This window comes from Thermomicrobiales bacterium, from assembly GCA_041390825.1.
Classification (GTDB): domain Bacteria; phylum Chloroflexota; class Chloroflexia; order Thermomicrobiales; family UBA6265; genus JAMLHN01.
In genome coordinates, this window is the sequence record JAWKPF010000054.1 from 1 (window position 1) to 18,810 (window position 18,810).

Consider the following 18,810-nt stretch of genomic DNA (forward strand, 5'->3'; position numbering starts at 1 on the left):
GGTCATTCGCGCGGTGTGCTCGAAGCGGTATCGACACTGAAGCGCCGCCTGAGCCTGCCGATCATGGCCGGCAATGTCACCACCGCGGCCGCGGTGGAGGCGCTTGTCGACGCCGGAGCGGACGCGGTCAAGGTCGGGGTAGGCCCCGGCTCGATCTGCACGACCCGGGTGGTGGCTGGCGTCGGCGTGCCGCAGATTACCGCTATTTACGAATGCGCCAAGGCCGCATCCCGGCACGGAGTTGCCATCATTGGCGATGGCGGTATTCAGTATTCGGGCGACATCGCAAAGGCGATTGCCGCCGGCGCCGATGCGGTCATGCTTGGCAGCCTGCTGGCAGGCGTCGACGAGAGCCCGGGTGAGGTCGTCCTCTATCAGGGAGAGCGGTTCAAGGAGTATCGCGGCATGGGCTCGATTGGAGCGATGCGCGGACGTTCCTACTCCAAGGACCGGTATTTCCAGGAGAACGCACGATCGGACAAGCTCGTGCCAGAAGGTATCGAGGGTCGCGTGGCGTACAAGGGTCCCCTCGGAACAATGGTCTTCCAGTTGGTGGGCGGTCTGCGTGCGGCAATGGGCTATTGCGGAACCGAAGACATTGCCAGCCTGAAGCGCGATGCTCAGTTCGTGCAAATCACCGCCGCAGGTCTCCGCGAGAGTCATCCGCACGACGTTATCGTTACCAAAGAAGCCCCCAACTACCGTATCAGCGGATAACGTTCCAATTCGCATGGGCAGCGAGAAGGGTCCGACTCAGTCGGGCCCTTCGTTATGCCCTGTGTCGACCGACGTACTCATAGGCATTTTCACGTATTTTTCGGCCAACAGCCCTACGCACACTTCCATTTCCGTCTCTTGGTGCGTATGGTGAGAGTCGAGCGCGGCTGATATGAGCGTGGCCGCGCGTTCGTAATGGTCGGGGCGACGCCGCAGAGAGAATCGGCCTCCGCCCCGGATAAGGAGACCTACATGTCATTTACCTCTCTTCCCCACGGACTGGCGACTGAGCTTCGAGAACTTGGCCCGTTGGTCGATTTCCTTCAGCGGAGCCGTTGGGCGCAACGCGCCGGTGAGCCCGGCATTTCCGACTTCGTGCTTGGCAACCCGCACGATCCCGTTCTCCCCGGTTTCACCCGCGCGCTGGAACGAGTCCTGCCACCGCAGGCGAGCAACTGGCATGCCTACCAGATGAGCGATCCGCATGCGTGCGAGGTGGTGGCGCGCTCGCTCAGCGAGCAGACGGGCGTTTCGTTCGATCCCGCCTTCGTCACAATGACGAACGGCGCGTTCACCGGTCTGTCGGTGGCGCTACAAACGGTCGTCGAGCCAGGAGACGAGGTGATCTACATCTCTCCGCCCTGGTTCTTCTATCCCTCGATGATCCGCCGGGCGGGTGGCGTTCCGGTGAGTGTGTCCATCGATTGGGAGCGCATCGACATCGATCTCGAAGCGATCGAAGCTGCCATCACGTCGCGCACCCGCGCGATCATCGTCAACTCTCCGCACAACCCAACCGGGAAAGTCTTCTCCGCGGAAGCGCTCCAGCAACTGGCCGAGATCCTCACCCGCGCCTCGAATCGCAATGGCCGTTCGATCGCGATCATTTCAGATGAGGCGTATCGGCGCATCCTGTTCGACGGGCGCGCCTGCCCCACTCCGGCCGCGTTCTATCCCCAAACGCTGGTGGTCTACACCTTCGGCAAGACCCTCCTCACTCCTGGTGAGCGGATCGGCTTTGTGGCGCTTGCTCCCGAGTATCCTCAGAGGGAGGAAGCCATGGCCGGGCTCTTCGCCGCCCAGGTGCTGACCGGCTACGGATTCCCGAATGCGCTGCTCCAACATGCCATCGACGACCTCGATGGTGAGATCATCGACCTCGCATCACTGCAGGCCAAACGTGACCGCATGGTGGAGGGGTTGCGCGCTGCAGGCTATCGCACGTCCGAACCGGAGGGAACCTTCTATCTGGTGGTCGAATCGCCATTCGCCAACGAATGGGAATTCGTCGATCTGCTGGCGCAGGACGATGTTTTCGTGCTGCCTGGGACGGTCTTCGATGCACCCGGCTACATCCGCATCTCGCTGACGGGCACGATGGAGATGATCGAACGAGCGCTGCCGATCTTCGCAGCAGCTCACGCGGAGCTGCTGACGCCTGTATGACCGATCCCGATCCGCCCAACCATGATGGGCGCCTGGATACGATGCTGCCGGGAATTCCCCTGGGAGCCAAGGCGGCTCTCCTCGCAGGACTTGCGGGAGGGCTCTTTGGCGCAATCGTTATGTCATACGTCGACAGCGGGCGACAGTATCAGGTGCTCGCCGTGGGAATCGCCATCGGGTCGATCACTGCCCTCGTGCTCATGGCTCGCCATTGGCTTCGACAACGAGATTCGTAGCAATGCCCTATCCAATTGACAGTGAGTCACGTAAACTGCAACAACTGCAGTGAACGTACGCATGGCCGCGCTTGGTCATGCGGCAACTGAGGTGTCCTGGCAGCAACGTGCGGCCGGGCCGGTGCGGAGGAGTGGGAGGCTATGGATCTTCTCGTTGGGATCATTTTGATCGTGCTGGGAGCGTTTCTCGCGCTCGCAGGGTTGCGCGTGTTCTTCATCGCGCTGCCAATCATGGGCTTCATCGTCGGAATGGCCGGCGGTCTCGCGCTCATGGACCACCTGTTCGACAATCAGTTCCTCTCGACGACGACAGGAATCATTGTCGGGATCGTGCTCGGCATCGTTGGCGCGGTCATCTCATACCTCTTCTGGTACGTCGCTATCATTTTGGGTGCGGCGTTCCTGGGAGCGAGTCTCGGCACCGGCTTGATGAATGCCCTCAACATCGACGGCCAATGGCTGATCTTCATCGTGGCCGTCGTCGGAGCCGTCATCCTCGGTCTGCTGACTGTGCTCCTCAATCTGCCGATCTACTGGGTCATCGTCAACACCGCATTCGTGGGCGCCACGATGCTACTCGGTGGAGTGCTGCTGACCTTCAACCGAATCGACCGGGCCGATCTCGACTACGGCGCCATCTGGGCCGCTATCGACGAAAGCTGGTTCTGGATCATTGCCTGGATCGTTGTGGCCGCGGTGGGAATCGGCGCGCAACTCTCGATGATCACTCAGGCAACGCTCCCCGAAGAGAAGTGGACCAAACTGGAGCCTGCCCGGTAGTCGAGTTTCGACACCAGGCAATCTACGGGCCGTCCGGCGAATGCCGGACGGCCCGTTTTCGTGTCCCGCTTCACCATGCTCGTTCTGATGAGCGCAGCGTCCCGCTTCCCGACGAGCCGATCTGTGGCTGCCACGCCCGGCCGACGCGGATGTCCCTCGCAGAGATGAACGGTTGCGGATACGCAGTCTTGAAAACAGGGCTGTCCGTTACGAATGAACCATGCTACCGATAGAAGTACCAATACCCCAACACGACCACGCCAACGAGCAGGGGATAGCCGATGCGGGCCGCCAGATCGAGCGTGCGGACTTCCGAGATCTGCTTCGCTTCGTTGAGCTTGCCGCCAATGAGCGCAACCAGGATGCACAGCGCGGACAAGAGGATGAACGCATAGAACGCCCACTCGATGGCAACGGTGTACCCAACATCGGGCAACACCGACACGACCGTGCTCAGCAGGACCGCCCCAGTCAGAACGCCCGTAATGCCGAACGAGACCCGTTCGGTGGTTTGGTCATGCGAGAAGAAGAGCGAGATATACGTGATCGCGAGCAAGAGCACCAACGGCAGCAAGTTCTTGAGCAGAAACTGGCCAACATTGCGTCCAATATCGATCGTGACACCGACCTGGGAAAACTCGATGCCCTGACTCGCCTGCGTGACCTCTGGATCGCCCAGATTCGACGATGTGCCCACTGATCCAGCGAACGCCTGTAGATCGGTCGCTTTCCAGTTGTTGATCTCGCTGATCGATTCAGTAGCGTTGCCCCCGACGGAGAGTCGATCCGAAACAGGAACCCGCACGAAGTCACTGTCGATGGCGTAGACCAGTTGTGTCGAAGCAAGCGTTCGATTCTGGAAGTGCAACAGCAGTTCCTGGGTGTCGAAGGGGAACGCGTGAAAGTCCAGAGGGGAGGTAAACGTCCCCGTCACGCGGAAGACCTTGTACTTCAACCCATCGACCTCGGTCGATCGCATCTCATCGATGGTCAGGGTTTGCGGATCTGAGATGTTGGTGAAGACAACGTCCGCCGCGTCGTCGTCGCCGTAGTACTTGAACCAGACAAAGAAATCGGCGTAGAACGTCTCCTCCACCGTATTGAGGTCACGGATCAAATTGAAATCGACCCCGCTTTGCACCACGCGCTGCACGGCAAACGCGGAATCTCCGACTTCGATGACCGTCACACCGTCCATGTCCTGTGCATCAGACGACATGAGTGTGATCTGGCGCGGCGCCGAATCATACAGATTGCCGCTGGCGATACCCATGGCAACCGGACGGGGCGCGGTGCGGTTCGCGTCGAAATAGAGTGGCCCGACAAAGGCCGGAATGCTGTGTTCTGGCGAATCGAGTTGCAGCCACAGCTCGCGGATTCCGTCACGGAGCTCTGCAAGCGGCATCGACGCAACACCCTTGCCGTTGGCGCGTAGGCCGTTCACGATCGCAACGCCAGCGTCTGCGGACGTAAATGACCGCCATGTTGGCAGGTCGCCGAACTCTTTCTGAAACTGCGCCGCGAGGCGAACCGAGTCTCCGTTGAGGCTGTCGACGAATAGCGGAGCGCTGGCATAGAACCCATCGGTCACATTTCCGCCGCCGGCCGCCTGAGACTGCGCGTTTACGTCCTCCAGGAAGATTCTCGAACTGGTGGAATCGCTCCCGAAGATCGTGCCGTCCACCCCAGCGGCCCGCAACTCCAGCAGCGCCGTTTCCGCCAATCCCGAGCCGGTTGCAAGCAGGATCACCGCGCCAACGTGATCCTGCGCGATCTCCTCGGCCGTCTGCCGAATCGTGTCGCCAGCAGTCGAAACGTCGGCTGGAAGCGCGTATTGCGCCGTGACCGTGCCACCCGCCGACTCGAAGACTGACGCAAAACCGGCCGCAAGCGAGTTGCCGTAGTCGCTCTCTTCCGAAACGATCACTGCCTTGTCGATGCCAAGAATGCCCAACACGTACGAGGCGATCATCTTGCCTTGGGTGCTGTTGTCGAAAACCGTGCGGAAACACCATTCGCAATCGGCAGTCAGATCGTCGGCGGTAGCAGTTGGCGAGATCATGGGAACTTCGGCAGCCGCATAGATCGGCGCTGCCGCGACCGATGTCGAGCTCAACCGGTGCCCCACAACCGCAACGAACCTGTCGTCGGCCACGATCTCGTTTGCGACCTCGACGGCAATTTCCGGATCGTCCTGATCGTCGAAACTGACGATCTCGATCGGATGCCCATCGATGCCGCCGTTGCCATTCGCATAGTCGATGTAGACCTGCAACCCGCGTTGCATCTGTTGAGCCGAATCCGCGCCCGGACCAGTCAACCCTGCTGCGAAGGCGATATAGATCGGCGAGCCACCGGATTGGTCGCGCGGCCAGAGATACCAGAGTCCGGCAATCAACCCCGCAAGCAAGACCGCGGCAACCAGCGCGAGCGGCAACCATGGGCGTCGCTGCTCTTCGATTTGCCGTTCTCCACCGAACTCCTCTGGAAGCGGCGGGGCCTCCATATCTTCGAGTTCATGGGGCGGAGTCGACTCTGTGGTGCGCAGGCGGGCCAGCCGCTCCCCCACGACCGAGGCCGGATTGATCTGTATCGCGCGCTCGTAGCAATAGCGACGCTCAGCATCGTTCTCGGCGATCGAGGCGAACCAGATCCAGGCGGTCTCATAGTCGGGATCGAGACGGAGCGCCGCGGCCAGCATTTGCCGGGCGTCGGATGCTTCCCCGCTGTTGATCTCGTGGATTGCGTTTCGTGTCCATCCTGCGGCAGTTGTTGGGACGGAATCGCTCACGCGTTGACAATCCGATCGGGGCTAATGGGCAATGCGAAATCCGGAACGCCGGATTCCGCGAACGGCCGCGTTCGCCGGGAAAGGATGAACCGTCGAGGATCGGGAGTCAACCTCGCTCAACAGGCTCCACCTTCTGTACGTACGGCAATGGAGCGGGTATCTTTGCGGTCGTTTGTTCGGTATCCGAGTTCCGTACAGGAGTTGCCTCGATGTCTTCCGGTAAGTTGTCTCATCTGCAGATCAATGTTGACCCGGCCAATCTGCCGTTCTACAAAGACCTCTTTGCATTTCTTTCCTGGGATCCCATTTTCTCGAACGATGTCACCGAGTCATTCAACAGCGGAAACGACGTATCCCTCTGGTTCATCGGCGCCGCCAACGATGCGGCAAACGACCGGGACGGGGCAGGGGTCAACCATATTGCCCTCGCGGCCGCCTCGCAGGCAGAAGTCGACGCAACAGTTCGGTACCTGGAGAAGAAGGGAATCGAACGGCTCTTCGAAACCCCACGGCACCGGCCCGACTTCTCGCACGACGAAACGAGCACTTACTACCAGGTGATGTTCGCTTCCCCGGATGGGGTGCTCTTCGAGCATGTCTACATCGGTCCGAAGCAAGACTGATTTCCATGGCAACCAAGGTCGAGCTCTACGTCCATCCCACCTGCACGAGCTGTCGAAACGCGCAGGCATGGCTGGACGAGCATGGCGTTGCGTATGAGCGGCGCGACTACTTCCGTGACCGATTCTCGAAGGACGAGCTATCGGACCTGCTCACCTCGGCCGGCCTGACACCCCGCGATGTGCTCTCCAAACGCGCGCGGGCATACAAAGAGCTGGTGGGCGACCGTGACCTGACCGACGATCAGTTGCTCGACCTGATGATTCAGGAACCGACGCTTTTGCGGCGCCCGCTCATCATCGCTGGCGGCGACGCCGTGATCGGGTTCGATCGCAAAGGACTCGCCCGTCTGGAGGGCGAGCAGGCTTCCTGACGAGCGTGACGCTGCTCGATAGCGGTTCGGATCCTCACCGGTCGTTCGCGGCTGGTGAGGATCCTTTCGTGCGGCGCCCCACTGCGACACCAATGCGTGGGGGCGCTATTCCGCGCCCCGACAGCGCTCATCTCATCCGGAATCCGGGAAATTGCTAAGCCCAGCGTTTTGTAGGTGGGACCGCGCGGAGCGATGGTGGGCAGTCCCTGAGTGTCTCGCCGGGTTCCGTATCAGGACACCCAATACCAGGTCGAGAACTGCAGTGTGAACCACACGAGCAAGAGGGTACTGACGATTGCTAGCGGCAGGTAGACGATCCGCCGACGGAAGAGAATCGCCATCACGATGAAGAGCGGAAAGAGCACCAGCCCGAAGCGCGGGATGCTCATGAGCGGATGCACGCTCGATGGTTGAAAGAGTGGGATCAGAATACCTGGCGCAAGGTAAAGGCTCTGGTAAAGCGGCAACACCTTGAACCCGATGACGATCAACACGAGGAAGAAGACCGTCAGAATGAGCTCGGGTACGTCGCTGTTCGCCGCCCAGGCGCGCCACTCCCGGCTCGACACCAACGCCCAGGACGGATTCGAAACGAGCTCGCGCAACCACCCCCAATCGACCGGCTGCGCCTGAAACGTGTTGACCGTTCCATACTGATGCACATCCATCGCGCATCCGTTCAGCGCGCAATCGAAGGTGCGCCAAGGCCAGGCGAATGTGCGGTTCCAGGCGCCCTGGACTTCGATGAAATTGCGCCAATTTCCCTGGGTACGCTCCAGATACGCCCCGAAGATGAGCGGCCCGAGCAACGGCATCCCGACGTTGATGCCCTTCGGGATCATGGGCCGCAGGTAGAACCCATACTGCTTGACCCATAGCACCGCAAAGGGGATCACCAGGAAGATGCCGTGCGAGCGCGTCAACGCCGCCAGCGCGCCCAGCACGCCGGCAAGCCACCAGCGGCGCACGCGCGCGCTCAGGATCGCGGCCACACTGAGCATGAGGAAGAGCGATTCGGTGTAGACCGCGTTGAAGAAGAACGAGGTTGGGAACAGCGCAAGCGCCCAGAGCGCGCGCCGGGCGACGGGGGTATCGAAGTCGATCCGCACGAGCTGATAGAGGAGCACCAGCGCCACAACGAAACTGGCATTCGCGATGAGATATCCGGAAACGTCTTCAGGCAAACCGGTGACACGGCTGAGCCCGCGCATCGCCATGGGAAAGAGCGGCCAAAAGGCATCGTTCCAGACATGATTCGCGGGATATCCCTCGACTGCGATTAGCCGGTACCAGAGCCCGTCCCACATGCGCAACGGTTCGACCAGATGCTCCCAAATCCCACCCGGCACCGGGGGCACGGGGAACTGCGACGAATACGGCTGCGACGTCGGTGAGTTGTCCGTGCCGTAGATGTTCGCCAACGACGCGGTGATCTGCACGATGAGGAAATGCACCGCCGCCACAATGAGCGGGTATTTGATCTCCCAACGCGGCATCCCCTCGGCCGCGCTCTTGCGCCGAGGTGCGGGAACCGTCTGAGTTTGGATGGGAATGGTGTCGTCGCTGTGCGCGGCCACCGTCCGCCGTGGGGTGCTGACCATGCGGGTAAGCATAGGGTTCCTGCTCCGCATGTGCGAATGCCATTGCGCCGGGCGGGATAGAATACGAATGTTCCGAATGAACCATGGAGCTGAGCGGTCGGGTATGCGATGCTGCCGCCAACCAGTTTCAGCCTCGGAGCCGCGCAAGCAGAAGGTACTGAAGTCGTCGAACGATCGGACAATCGAAGGAGAGCCGGATGAGCAGCAAGAACCAGGTGGCGATTGGAGACAAGGTCCTTTCGAGCGATGGTCATGGCATGGGCGAGGTCAAGCATCTCGTGGTCGATCCCGCCAAGCGCGAGTTGGCCGCCTTCATCGTCGACAAAGGTCTCTTCGATCGTGGTCGGGTTTGCGATCTCGACTATGTGAACAATGTCGATGGCGACAAGGTCGTGCTGAACCTGACCAGGGATGAAGCCAACAACCTGCCGGAATGGGTCGAACAGGAGTTCATCCAGTTCAACGAGTCGGCCGGCCTCTCCGGCGGCGGGCGCACGTTCGACAACGCCGGAGGCGGCGTTTGGTACCACATGGGACCGACCGGATCCGGCACCCCCAGCACTGGCGCGAGTTCCTTTTTCCAGCCGGCCATCGTCGGTGACGTTGCCACCGCCATCGTTTCCCCGATCGACGAATCCGATATCGTGGTCGGCAAGGGCACCGATGTCTACTCCATCGACGGCTACAAGCTCGGCCAGGTCGACGAGATCGAGTTCGACGATCAGGGCAAGATCAGCGGATTCAGCTTCGAACAAGGACACATCTTCAACAAGAAGGAGTTCAGCGTCTCGGTCGATGACGTGGATGGCCTGACGAGCGAGTACGTCCGCCTGAAGGTGACGAAAGACGCCCTGGCTGCTCGATAGCCTTCGCCGTACGCCGGTCCAGTGTCCAGCGTCTCGCGTCCAGTGATGGACGCGCGCCTGGACACTGGCATTCCTGCCGCTTCCCATCTTCCCACCCTGGACCCCGGACCCTGGACTCTGGACACCTGGAAGGAGCCCCCATGACCGCCCCGCATGACCTCGAACGATTGGCCTGGGAGCACAGCATCTTTCCGTTGGTCCAGATCGAGGATCTCAAGCAACGTGGGCCGATGATCTTCGTCGAGGGCGAAGGCGTCGGACTGTCTGATTCGAACGGCAAGAGCTACATCGACATGATGGGCAGCCACACCCGCGCAAACTCGCTCGGGTACGGCAATGAGGAGATCGCCCGCGCGGTCTACGAGCAGATGCGCACCCTGCACTACGTGGGGACGGTGGCGAACCTGGCCGAGCCGACCATAGCGCTCTCAGCCAGGATCGCGTCACTCGCGCCAGGCGAGCTTTCGCGAGTCGTCTATGTGAGCGGCGGTTCGGAAGCGGTCGAGACTGCCATCAAACTGGCCAAGCAATATCACATCGCTGCCGGGCGCAAACCACGGGCGCACAAGATCATCTCCCGCTGGAATGCCTATCACGGCGCCACCATGGGCGCGCTGGCGGCCACCGACTGGCTTGGCACCCGGCACATTTCGGAGCCCGGAGTACCGGGCTATTCCCATATTCCCGGGCCCGCGCACTACCGCAACCCGTTCGGTATGACCGATGACGACTTCGCGGATTTCTGCGCGACCTATCTGGAGCAGCAGATCATCCATGAGGGTCCGGACTATGTGGCCGCGTTCATCGGCGAGCCGATCATGCAGGCGCATGGCGTGCAGATGCCTCCCACGCGCTACTGGAAGCGCGTGCGTGAGATCTGCGACCGATACGACGTGCTCTTCATCGCCGATGAGGTCATCACCGGGTTCGGGCGCACCGGCAAGTGGTTTGCCATGGAGCACTTCGGCGTCGAACCGGACATCATGACCATGGCCAAAGCGCTCACGGCAGGCTACATGCCAATGGGCGCCGTCATTACCCGGCCCGAGATCGCCGACGCGTTGCCCATCTTCCGCCATGTGCACACGTTCAGCGGCCACGCTTCGGCCGCCGCTGCGGCGCTCAAAGTCATCGAGATCAAGGAGCGCGACGGCCTCGTGGAGAAAGCCGCGCGTGACGGTGAGTGGTTCCTGGGCCTGCTCAAGGAACTCCTGCTCGACAAGCCGATCGTCGGCGATGTGCGCGGCATTGGCATGTGGCACGCGGTCGATTTCACCAGCGACAAGGCCACCAAAGCCTCATTCGCTGACGATACCGTGCCAGCCATTGTGCGCCGCATGCAGGAAAAGGGCGTGCTCGTCTGCGCGATCGGGCCAAGCGCCTTCGAACTGGCGCCGCCGCTCATCTCCACCCGCGAGCAGCTTGCGCATGCAGCCGAAGTCGCTGCAAGCGCTATCGACGAGATCATGACCGAACGTGGACTGGCCTTGCGATCTTGAACGAGTGACACAAGCAGGCACCGCGTGTTGGCGGATATACTATTGACAAGCGAAACGAGTGTCTCGTTCTTTGGTTCGGATGGCAGTGATGCGTGCATGCGCATCAGCGCGCTTCTCCCGGCGAACGTGCTTCGCTCCGGTCGCAACGAGCCACAGGAAAGTGCTCTCGCTTCTATGTCCCATCAGCCACCGGTTGCGCTAACGAATCCGGACCCACCGCAACCAGGGAACGGACATTCACGTATTGGACCAGCCAAGTTCACTCGGCCACGCACTCCTGCGGGACTGGTTGCGCGTGAAGCGCAAATCGCATTCCTGAATCGACATGCCGCGACTCCATTGACGCTCCTCGTCGGGCCTGCCGGCTATGGAAAGTCAACGCTGGTTTCGACATGGTTGAGCAGATCGTGCATTCCGCATGCCTGGCTCTTCGTGGACGAGCACGATGCCGACCCAACGGTGTTCACCCGCTCGATTGTCGAGGCGGTCCGACGCTCCAGCCCAGAGCTGATTCCGGAATCGATCGCGCTGCTCCAGGATGAGCACGCTCCATTCCAACAGTTGTTGTCGGTTTTCGTCGAAGAGATCTCTCTCGCCCCTGCGCCCTACGTTCTCGTCATCGATGATTTTCACCGTGCCGAGACACCTGGCACCACCGCAATGCTCGCCATGCTCCTGCGGAGCATTGGAGCGACACCGAGCATTGTGATCATTTCGCGCGCGCGCCCGAACCTGCCGCTCGACGAATTGCGAGCGTATGGCGAACTGGCCGAGCTGGGTAGCGATGAGCTGCGTTTCGATGAAAGCCAATCACGTGCGGTGGTCGAGCAGTCGGTCGACCGCGTATTGCCGGCGGAAGTTGTCGAGGAGATCATCGAGCAAGCGGATGGATGGGTTGTCGGACTTCGATTGTTGGCCGCCTCGCCCGAACCCGCAAGAGCATCGCCCCCGGGAGTAGATACCACACGCTCATCGATTCTGGAACCAAGCGTGGCGCGGTACCTCTTTGCGGAGGTCATCGAGCAACAGCCGCCAGACATCCAGGAGTTTCTGCTGCGCACATCCCTCCTGGAGTTTCTGCAGCCAGCGTTCTGCGACAAGCTCACCGCGCGCACGGACAGTGACGCTGTGCTTGCCTCATTGGCGCATCAGGACCTCTTTATCCAGCTGGTCGACCGGCAGGGCGGGATCTACCGCTATCACCCGCTTTTTCGCGATGCGCTGATGAACCGCCTGAAGCAATCGCGCTCGGACGAGGACGTCCAGAGTCTCTTTCGCGTTGCCGCGCATGAATATGAAATAGCCGGCGACTTCGAGTGGGCAACGCATTTTCACATCCTGGCGGGCGACTGGGACGCAGCGCTTGCGCAGGTGCACGAGCAAGCGGTCGATTGGATGTTGAACGACCAACTCTCGCTGCTCGAACAGTGGACCGGCCGTTTCCCAATCGAAATCCTGTTTCAGGATCGACTCTTGACGTACTGCCGAGCGTGGGTCCTGGTCCGCCTGGGCCGCACCTACCAATGCGAGGAGTTCGTCACCCTCGCGCGTCAGAACATCGATGTGCAAGACGACACCCTGCTCGACCTTCGCCTCGATTCGGTCATCGCCTACGTCCACCTTCTGCGCTACGAGTCCCAGCCGGGACTGCGCATTGTGCGGCGGTGGCTGGACGACTTTCCGCTGCCAGGAACGTTTGAGCACCTTACCTTCATGGTGTTCGAATGCCTGTTCTTCTTCTTCGACGGTCAGCCAATCAAGGCGAGCGCTTTCCTGGAGCAGATCCGTGCTGTCATCGAATCGACCGGACGGCCATGGCTCGACAGTCTCGAAACGGGCTACCGCGGTCGAGTGCTGATGGAAACCGGCGAGAACCTGCGGGCGAAGGCGCTTTTCCGGCAGGCGGTCGAGTTGGGCGAACGCTCGAACGCGCAGCCATTGCACTATGCGCACCTGCTGCTTGCCCAGGCATGTCTCGAATCGCTGGAGCTTCGTTCCGCCCGCAGCAATGCGATTCGCTGTCTCGAGCTGGCCTACACGCTTGGCACCACCGTCCACTCCTCGCCGGCATCTCAAGTGCTCGCGGATGTGGCAATGGTGCGAGGCGACCGGCACGAGACTGACCAACACATTCAGCAAGCAATTGCTGTTGCGCGAAGCTCAGGACTCCACGGCCAGTTGCGGGACGCGCTTGCCCGCCGCGCGCACTATTCGATTTCTGCTGGCGATCCTGACAGCGCCTCGCAGTGGGCCACCAAACTCTTGGCTGGCGAGCTGCATCTGGGTGACTTCCAGGGGTACAAAGAGCACAGTGTGCTGGCCCGCTATCTCATCTCGGTGGGTCAGGTGAACGAAGGACTGGCCATCGTCGATGCGTTGCTCGAACGGGCTCGCATCGATCACCGTCGCAGGCATGAGTTCGAAATGATAATCCTGCGTGCCTGGGGAATGTGGCGTCAGGGCGATCAACTTGGCGCTATGGCGCAGTTTCGGCCGGCATTGCGCCGCGCAATCGAGCACCAGTGGACGTACACGCTCGCGCAGGACGTTCTCCCGCTCTCACCGATGCTGGAACAAATCAGCTCCGATCCAGAACTGGGAACGTTTGCCCGGACGATACTGCGCGAGCGGCGCGATCAGTTGCAAGCGCAGGTGGTGCTGGATTCGACAGGTTCTCCGTTGACGCCCAGAGAGCGCGACATGTTGGCCGGGCTGCTGACCGGCAAATCCAACCGCGAGCTCGCTGACGAGATGTTCATCTCGGAGTACACCGTCAAGCGGCACCTCTCCAATCTCTACACCAAGTTGGGCGTCTCCAGCCGAGCGCAAGCAATCGCGTTCTTCGCAAACCGGGTGGACGACTAAGCGGCCGCGGTCAGTAGTCTTCGGTCGCTCCCGTGACGGATACCTGCTCCAATTCGCTGACGCCCTCGCTCGATTCCGAGACCTTCCAGACCTCATCGAACATCGAAGCCGCACGCACATCATCGACATGACTGATGACGAAGAGCTGCTGGAACGCCTGGTTCTCTTCCATGAGCCGCTGCAGCATCTCCATGAGGTTGCGCCGTCGATCGGGATCGAGCGAACCGAAAACCTCATCCAGCACCATGAACTTGATTGGCGTGGCGGCCTGTCCGCCAATGACTTGCGAAAGCGCCAGCCGGGCACACAACGCCATGACGTCCCGCTCGCCACCGGAATACTGGCTCAAAGGAAATCGATCGTCTTGTCCATCGTAGACCTCGATGCCGTAGTCCTCCGTGAACTCGAGCCGGTCGTATTTCCCGTCGGTCGCCTTCTCCAGCAACTCACTCGCGATCTCGCCCAAAACCGGTGTGACTGCGACAGCGACGAACTTCTCGAAACGCGCAAACTCCCGATAGACCCGATCGAGTTCTCCGGCGGCAATCTCGGCCGCCGCGGCCTCCTCCGCAAGCGTCTTCAGACGCGTCTCGAACAGATCCAGATCCTGGCGCGCGCGCCGCGCTTGCGTGAGCTGCTGCTCGGAGGCATGCGCGGCAGCGGTTGCAGACCGTTCGCGATCGAGCGCCAGGGAAAAGACGCGGTTGGCCGTTTCGACTTCGGCCGGGTCGAATGCCAATCCTTCGATGTCGGTTTCGATTCGAGTCCGTACCCCAGCAAGCGCCAGCAGCTCGCTCGTCGCTTGCGCGATCGCGGCCTCATGTTCCGGTCGCCGCGCGACCTGCTTCCGCAGCTCGTCGATGCGCGCCGCTGCGTCGCGCGCCAACTCCCAGGCGGCATGATCGGTGCGGTGCGCGGTGAGGTCATAGGCGATCAGGCCGAGGGCTGCCAACTGCGCATCGAGCGATTCCTGTCGAGCAATCGAGGCAATCAACTGCTCTCGCCCCAGCTCGAGCCGTGGGCGGCGGCTGTCATCCGCTTCGGCTGATTTCAGCTCAGCTGCCATCAGCTCGAGATCAGTCGCCGTCGGAACGTCCCGCCAGCCTGAGCCGGCAAGTCGGCTCTCGCGTTCCCTGGCGAGATTGGCAACGTCCACAGCTGTCGCCTCGATCATGCCGCGGCCATTCTCCAGCCGGCCGTAGAGATGTGACAGCTCCTCGTTTTCCTTCATCAGAGCGGATTCGCCGGCGGTGAGCTCGGCGACGCGCGCGGTCAGTTCGGCGGCCTTGGCCCGCTCGCTGGCGGCTTCCTGCTCCATCAGGCGGATCTGTTCCGCCAGCGCGGCGAGCGTCTGCTCCGACTCTCCCGGCTGGAACGGCCGCGCGCAAGTGGGACAGACCTCGCCAAGCGGACTGGCGCGCAGATTCTGCTCGAGTTGCTTCAACGGACGAGCGCGGTTCTCGGTTTGGCTTGCCATGCTGCTGGCTGCGGCAGCCGCCTGCTGCAGCTCGATCCGTTCCTGGTGCAGTTTCGCCATTCGATCGGCTGGTGGCCCATCTGCGGTGAGCGCTGCGACCTGCTCCGTCAGTTGGCAAGCCAGCCGCTCCATCGTGTCGAGCCGCGCCGCTTCGGCTTCGTACCGGCTGTTCAGATCGGTCAACGCGCGGGCGGCCTCGTGGCGACGACGCAACGACTCGATGTCGACGGCCGCCAGTTTGCCGATCTCGGCGTCGAACGCGGCCACCAACCTCGATGCTGCCTGCAGCGAGTCATCGCCAGACTCGCCAATGCGCCGATCGGTTGTCAGGATTGCTTCAATGCTTGCGCGTTCTACGCGCACCTGCAGCAGATCGTCGCGCAGTCGCGCGGCGTTCTCCTCTTTTCGCTTTTCGGCATCGTGCCGCTCCAGCGCGGCGCGCAGCGCGGGTTCCTGATCGGCGCTGTCCTGCTGGCGCAAGATCTCTTGCTCGGCGTTCGCAATCGCCGCGAGATCGCGCTCGGCGCCGGCTCGCAGGTCTGTCAGTCTCCGTATCTCGGCGCCAGTCTGGCCAAGTTCCTGTTGGAGCGCGGCATGCGCGGCGAACCGCTCTTGCGCCAGGTCTCGTGCGCCAGAAGCGGCAACCGTTTCCTCCCTGGAAGCGGCTTCCTCCATGCGCGCCGCCTCATGGCGCGCAGTCTGTTCTGTGATCTGCGCATCGAGGTGTGCTCGCTCCGCTGGAAAATCGATCCCACTCGACTGTTCCTCATACTGCTCGCGCTTGACCCGAGCCTCGGCTTGCTTGCGGGTGCGTTGTTCGCCGATGCGCTTCTGCGCAACCCGGATGGTTTCCAACCCGAGCAACCGTCCCACTTGCTCGCGCCGCTGGGTGGCGCCGAGGTCGCCAAAGAACGACAGTTCTTTCTGCCGTGTGAAGAAGGTAGCGACAAACGCGGTGTGTGAGAGCCCGGTGAGCTCCCGGGCGACGAACTCGGTGACTTGCTTCGTTCCCTGCACCAACGGCGATTCTGGTTGGTCCTGGCGATAGATCTCCGCCTGCGTCGAGCCGCCTTTCAGCATTCGCTCGACCTCGTACACCACTCCGCTTTGCGGGTCTTCGAGCACCACCCGCACACGTGGTTTTCCGCCCTGCACTCGCGGAATGAGGGTGTCGTTCTTGATACGCGACGGGTTGTACAGGCACCACTCGATCGCCTCGAAGAGCGTGGTCTTGCCCGCTCCGTTCTGGCCGACGATCGCGACCATCGCCTTCTCTCCGGGACGGAACAGATGCATCCCGGCGTACTGCTTGTAGTTCTCGATTTCGACTTCGACCAGGCGCATCACGCGTCCTCATTGGCGACTTCGGCCGCCACCAGCGCTTGCGCGGCGCGCAGCTCGGTCAATCCGATTTCCGCGAACCGGGCGGAGAATGCCGCGTCGTGATTGCCGTTCGCTCGTTCACTTTCGACGAACAATGCGAACAGGGCTTCCAGATCGATGGTCGGGAGGTCGACCCGCTCGCGTCCCATGCCGGCAAGAATGTCGCTCGCGCCGCGCACCTGCACGTGCCAGACGAGTTCCTTCGCTTCTTCGCGAACAATCTGCTCGGCCTGCCGCCGGACAGCGCGCGGCACCCCAAAGACGACCGCCATCGCCATGGCGTCTGGTCGGTTCTCCTCCCGCAGCCATTCGAGAATGTACCCGGCAATCTGCACCGCGTCCTTCTCGTTGGTCAGCTCCTCTTCGAGTTTCCAGCGGAGCATGGAACGCGCCTTGGTGTGGATCGTCTCGACCCTGGGTTCGCTCCCCCGTTCCCCCAGTTCGACGATGAGATAGCCGGTATCGACCGGCAGATCGCCGAAACCGAACCGCTCGGTCGAACCGGCATACCAGGCGTTGGGACGAACCTGCTCGCGGATGTGATAGTGACCGAGCGCGATATAGTCGAAATCGGGAGGCAGAATGACTTCGTCGATTTCCTCCTCGCCAGGCTCGCGATGTGTTTGCGGGGCCATTCCCGGCACGAAGCCATGCGTGACGAGCACGTTGCGCACTTCATCGATCGGAAAGACTGCCGGAGGCAATGGTTCCGTCAGCCTGCCATGCGGAATAGCCGTCACCGCAAGATCGAGTGCGTCGAACGAGATGATGTCGGCTTCGTACCCACCAACGAATTTCGTTTCCGGCGCCACCAGGCTCAACAGCGAAAAGACCGAACCCGACGACCGCAAACGCGGGGTATCGTGATTCCCGCCAATCACCACGGCAGGAATTCCCGCCGCTTCCAACCGCCGGAACTGGCGCATGGCCGCGCCAATCGCGGCATAGGGCGGGCGCGTCTGATTGAAGAGATCGCCGGAATGGACCACCAGGTCGACATCGCGCGTAAGGATGTCGGTGATGGCGTCGGCAAATGCCAGCTCGACATCGACCGAACGCTGGTTGCGCCCGGTCAGCGGGTCGGTTTTCCCCAGTGCGCGGTAGCCAAGATGGGTGTCGGAAATGTGGGCGATCCGGATCGGTTTCACGCGGCATCACATCGATGAGGGGAGGACGGCGAGATCCGTCCGTCGGATGGAATTCCGTTCCGGCAGCCACGGAGGGCTGCATCTACGTGTGGGCATCGGAAGGCGGAGCCAATTCTCTGCAACGGCGGCAGGAACGCGTGACTATCCAAGGGAGCTTGCCTGCCTCGCCTGCCGGATCTGACTCTGAATCAGGGTCCAGGGTGTCATGCGCCGGGCTGCAGTGGTGTCGCGAATCTTGTTCCAGTGTTGCTCGACCGCCCGCACGATCTGCTGAACTTGGGCATCGGTGAGTCCCGCCGCTTCGGTGCGCACCGTTCCTATCGGAATCTGCTCGTCCGGGCTGAGCCGTTTCAACAGAAAGTAGAGCGGATCGGCTGAGTTCGAGACGCCGTTACCGCGCCCAGCGCTCGCCACCGCGCCAGAGGCTGACCGCGCGCCATCGTTGAACACCCGTTGACCCTCGCTGCCGGAGATCACCGGCGGGCGCGGAAACGACCCAAACAATGGCGAGCGGAAATGCGCGTGCCGAATCAACAAACGCCCCTTGCGAAGTCCGAGCAACTCGGACTTGGTCGTTTCGCTCAACGATCGATAGGACGCGTTGATGATCTCCTCATCGCCGATGCGACCATAGAACGAGGTCCCGCAATTGCCAAGAATCTCGCTTTCGACCTTGGAGCGAAACTGCTGAGCGCCGAAGAGAACGACGTTGAGATGGCGACCGCGGGCAGCGATATCGACCAACGTGTCGCGGAGGGCGCCTTCGCCTCCACCGGGTGCGTACTTGTTCAACTCATCGACGAAGACGATCAGTTTGTCGACACCTAGTTCATTCCGCTCGGCCAATCGCCAAAGCCGGTCGATCGTCGAGGCGACCAGCAACTCCTGCACGTTCGAGTTGCAATGCGCGATATCGACTACGCGCACTTCCTGATCGGTGAAGGAGCTATCGACCTGGGGCAAGTTGCCGTAGTCGACCTCGCCGTCGGTCAGCAAGCCGCCGAACT

The 18,810-nt window shown here is 61.6% G+C and carries 14 protein-coding genes; 9 read left to right on the forward strand and 5 right to left on the reverse strand.

Going from position 1 to position 18,810, the window contains the following annotated elements; genetic code table 11:
* The 4 genes from R2855_19045 to R2855_19060 all read left to right on the forward strand — a co-directional run.
* The coding region (locus tag R2855_19045) for an IMP dehydrogenase (GenBank protein ID MEZ4533098.1) at positions 1-717 on the forward strand (717 nt) is incomplete at its 5' end.
* Positions 718-969: 252 nt separating this feature from the next.
* The gene (locus R2855_19050) at positions 970-2,163 is read left to right on the forward strand and encodes an aminotransferase class I/II-fold pyridoxal phosphate-dependent enzyme (GenBank protein MEZ4533099.1); all 1,194 of its coding nucleotides are present in this window, start codon (positions 970-972) and stop codon (positions 2,161-2,163) included.
* The gene (locus R2855_19055; GenBank protein MEZ4533100.1) at positions 2,160-2,399 is read left to right on the forward strand and encodes a hypothetical protein; all 240 of its coding nucleotides are present in this window, start codon (positions 2,160-2,162) and stop codon (positions 2,397-2,399) included. Before R2855_19050 ends, R2855_19055 begins: the two co-directional genes overlap by 4 nt.
* A 141-nt stretch (positions 2,400-2,540) precedes the next feature.
* A complete protein-coding gene (locus tag R2855_19060; protein MEZ4533101.1) occupies positions 2,541-3,179 on the forward strand; it encodes a DUF4203 domain-containing protein in 639 nt (212 codons plus the stop codon).
* Between the two features lie 223 nt (positions 3,180-3,402).
* On the opposite strand, the gene R2855_19065 is transcribed toward R2855_19060, so the two are convergent.
* A complete protein-coding gene (locus R2855_19065) occupies positions 3,403-5,970 on the reverse strand; it encodes an ABC transporter substrate-binding protein (GenBank protein MEZ4533102.1) in 2,568 nt (855 codons plus the stop codon).
* A gap of 209 nt (positions 5,971-6,179) precedes the next feature.
* Between R2855_19065 and R2855_19070 the strand changes: the two genes are divergently transcribed.
* Positions 6,180-6,593 (forward strand): VOC family protein, encoded by a 414-nt coding sequence (locus R2855_19070; protein MEZ4533103.1) that lies wholly within the window; start codon positions 6,180-6,182, stop codon positions 6,591-6,593.
* 5 nt (positions 6,594-6,598) lie between these two features.
* Positions 6,599-6,964: an arsenate reductase family protein gene (locus R2855_19075; GenBank protein ID MEZ4533104.1), complete on the forward strand. Its 366-nt coding sequence runs from the start codon at positions 6,599-6,601 to the stop codon at positions 6,962-6,964.
* 230 nt (positions 6,965-7,194) lie between these two features.
* On the opposite strand, the gene R2855_19080 is transcribed toward R2855_19075, so the two are convergent.
* A complete protein-coding gene (locus R2855_19080) occupies positions 7,195-8,577 on the reverse strand; it encodes a mannosyltransferase family protein (protein ID MEZ4533105.1) in 1,383 nt (460 codons plus the stop codon).
* A gap of 185 nt (positions 8,578-8,762) precedes the next feature.
* Here R2855_19080 and R2855_19085 point away from each other — a divergent pair, with 185 nt between their 5' ends.
* The 3 genes from R2855_19085 (at position 8,763) to R2855_19095 (ending at position 13,795) form a co-directional block, all read left to right on the forward strand.
* On the forward strand, positions 8,763-9,431 hold the full coding sequence (locus R2855_19085; GenBank protein ID MEZ4533106.1) for a PRC-barrel domain-containing protein: 669 nt from the start codon (positions 8,763-8,765) through the stop codon (positions 9,429-9,431).
* 140 nt (positions 9,432-9,571) lie between these two features.
* On the forward strand, positions 9,572-10,930 hold the full coding sequence (locus R2855_19090; protein MEZ4533107.1) for an aspartate aminotransferase family protein: 1,359 nt from the start codon (positions 9,572-9,574) through the stop codon (positions 10,928-10,930).
* A gap of 174 nt (positions 10,931-11,104) precedes the next feature.
* Positions 11,105-13,795 carry a LuxR C-terminal-related transcriptional regulator gene (locus R2855_19095; protein MEZ4533108.1) on the forward strand — a complete coding sequence of 897 codons (2,691 nt, stop codon included), beginning with the start codon at positions 11,105-11,107 and terminating at the stop codon, positions 13,793-13,795.
* Positions 13,796-13,805: 10 nt separating this feature from the next.
* On the opposite strand, the gene R2855_19100 is transcribed toward R2855_19095, so the two are convergent.
* From R2855_19100 to R2855_19110, 3 genes are all read right to left on the reverse strand, one after another.
* Positions 13,806-16,616: an SMC family ATPase gene (locus R2855_19100; protein ID MEZ4533109.1), complete on the reverse strand. Its 2,811-nt coding sequence runs from the start codon at positions 16,614-16,616 to the stop codon at positions 13,806-13,808.
* Positions 16,616-17,803: a DNA repair exonuclease gene (locus R2855_19105; GenBank protein ID MEZ4533110.1), complete on the reverse strand. Its 1,188-nt coding sequence runs from the start codon at positions 17,801-17,803 to the stop codon at positions 16,616-16,618. The genes R2855_19100 and R2855_19105 overlap by 1 nt, the downstream gene beginning before the upstream one ends.
* Positions 17,804-17,944: 141 nt before the next feature.
* Positions 17,945-18,810 (reverse strand): hypothetical protein (locus tag R2855_19110; GenBank protein ID MEZ4533111.1); only part of this gene is annotated, 866 nt, incomplete at its 5' end.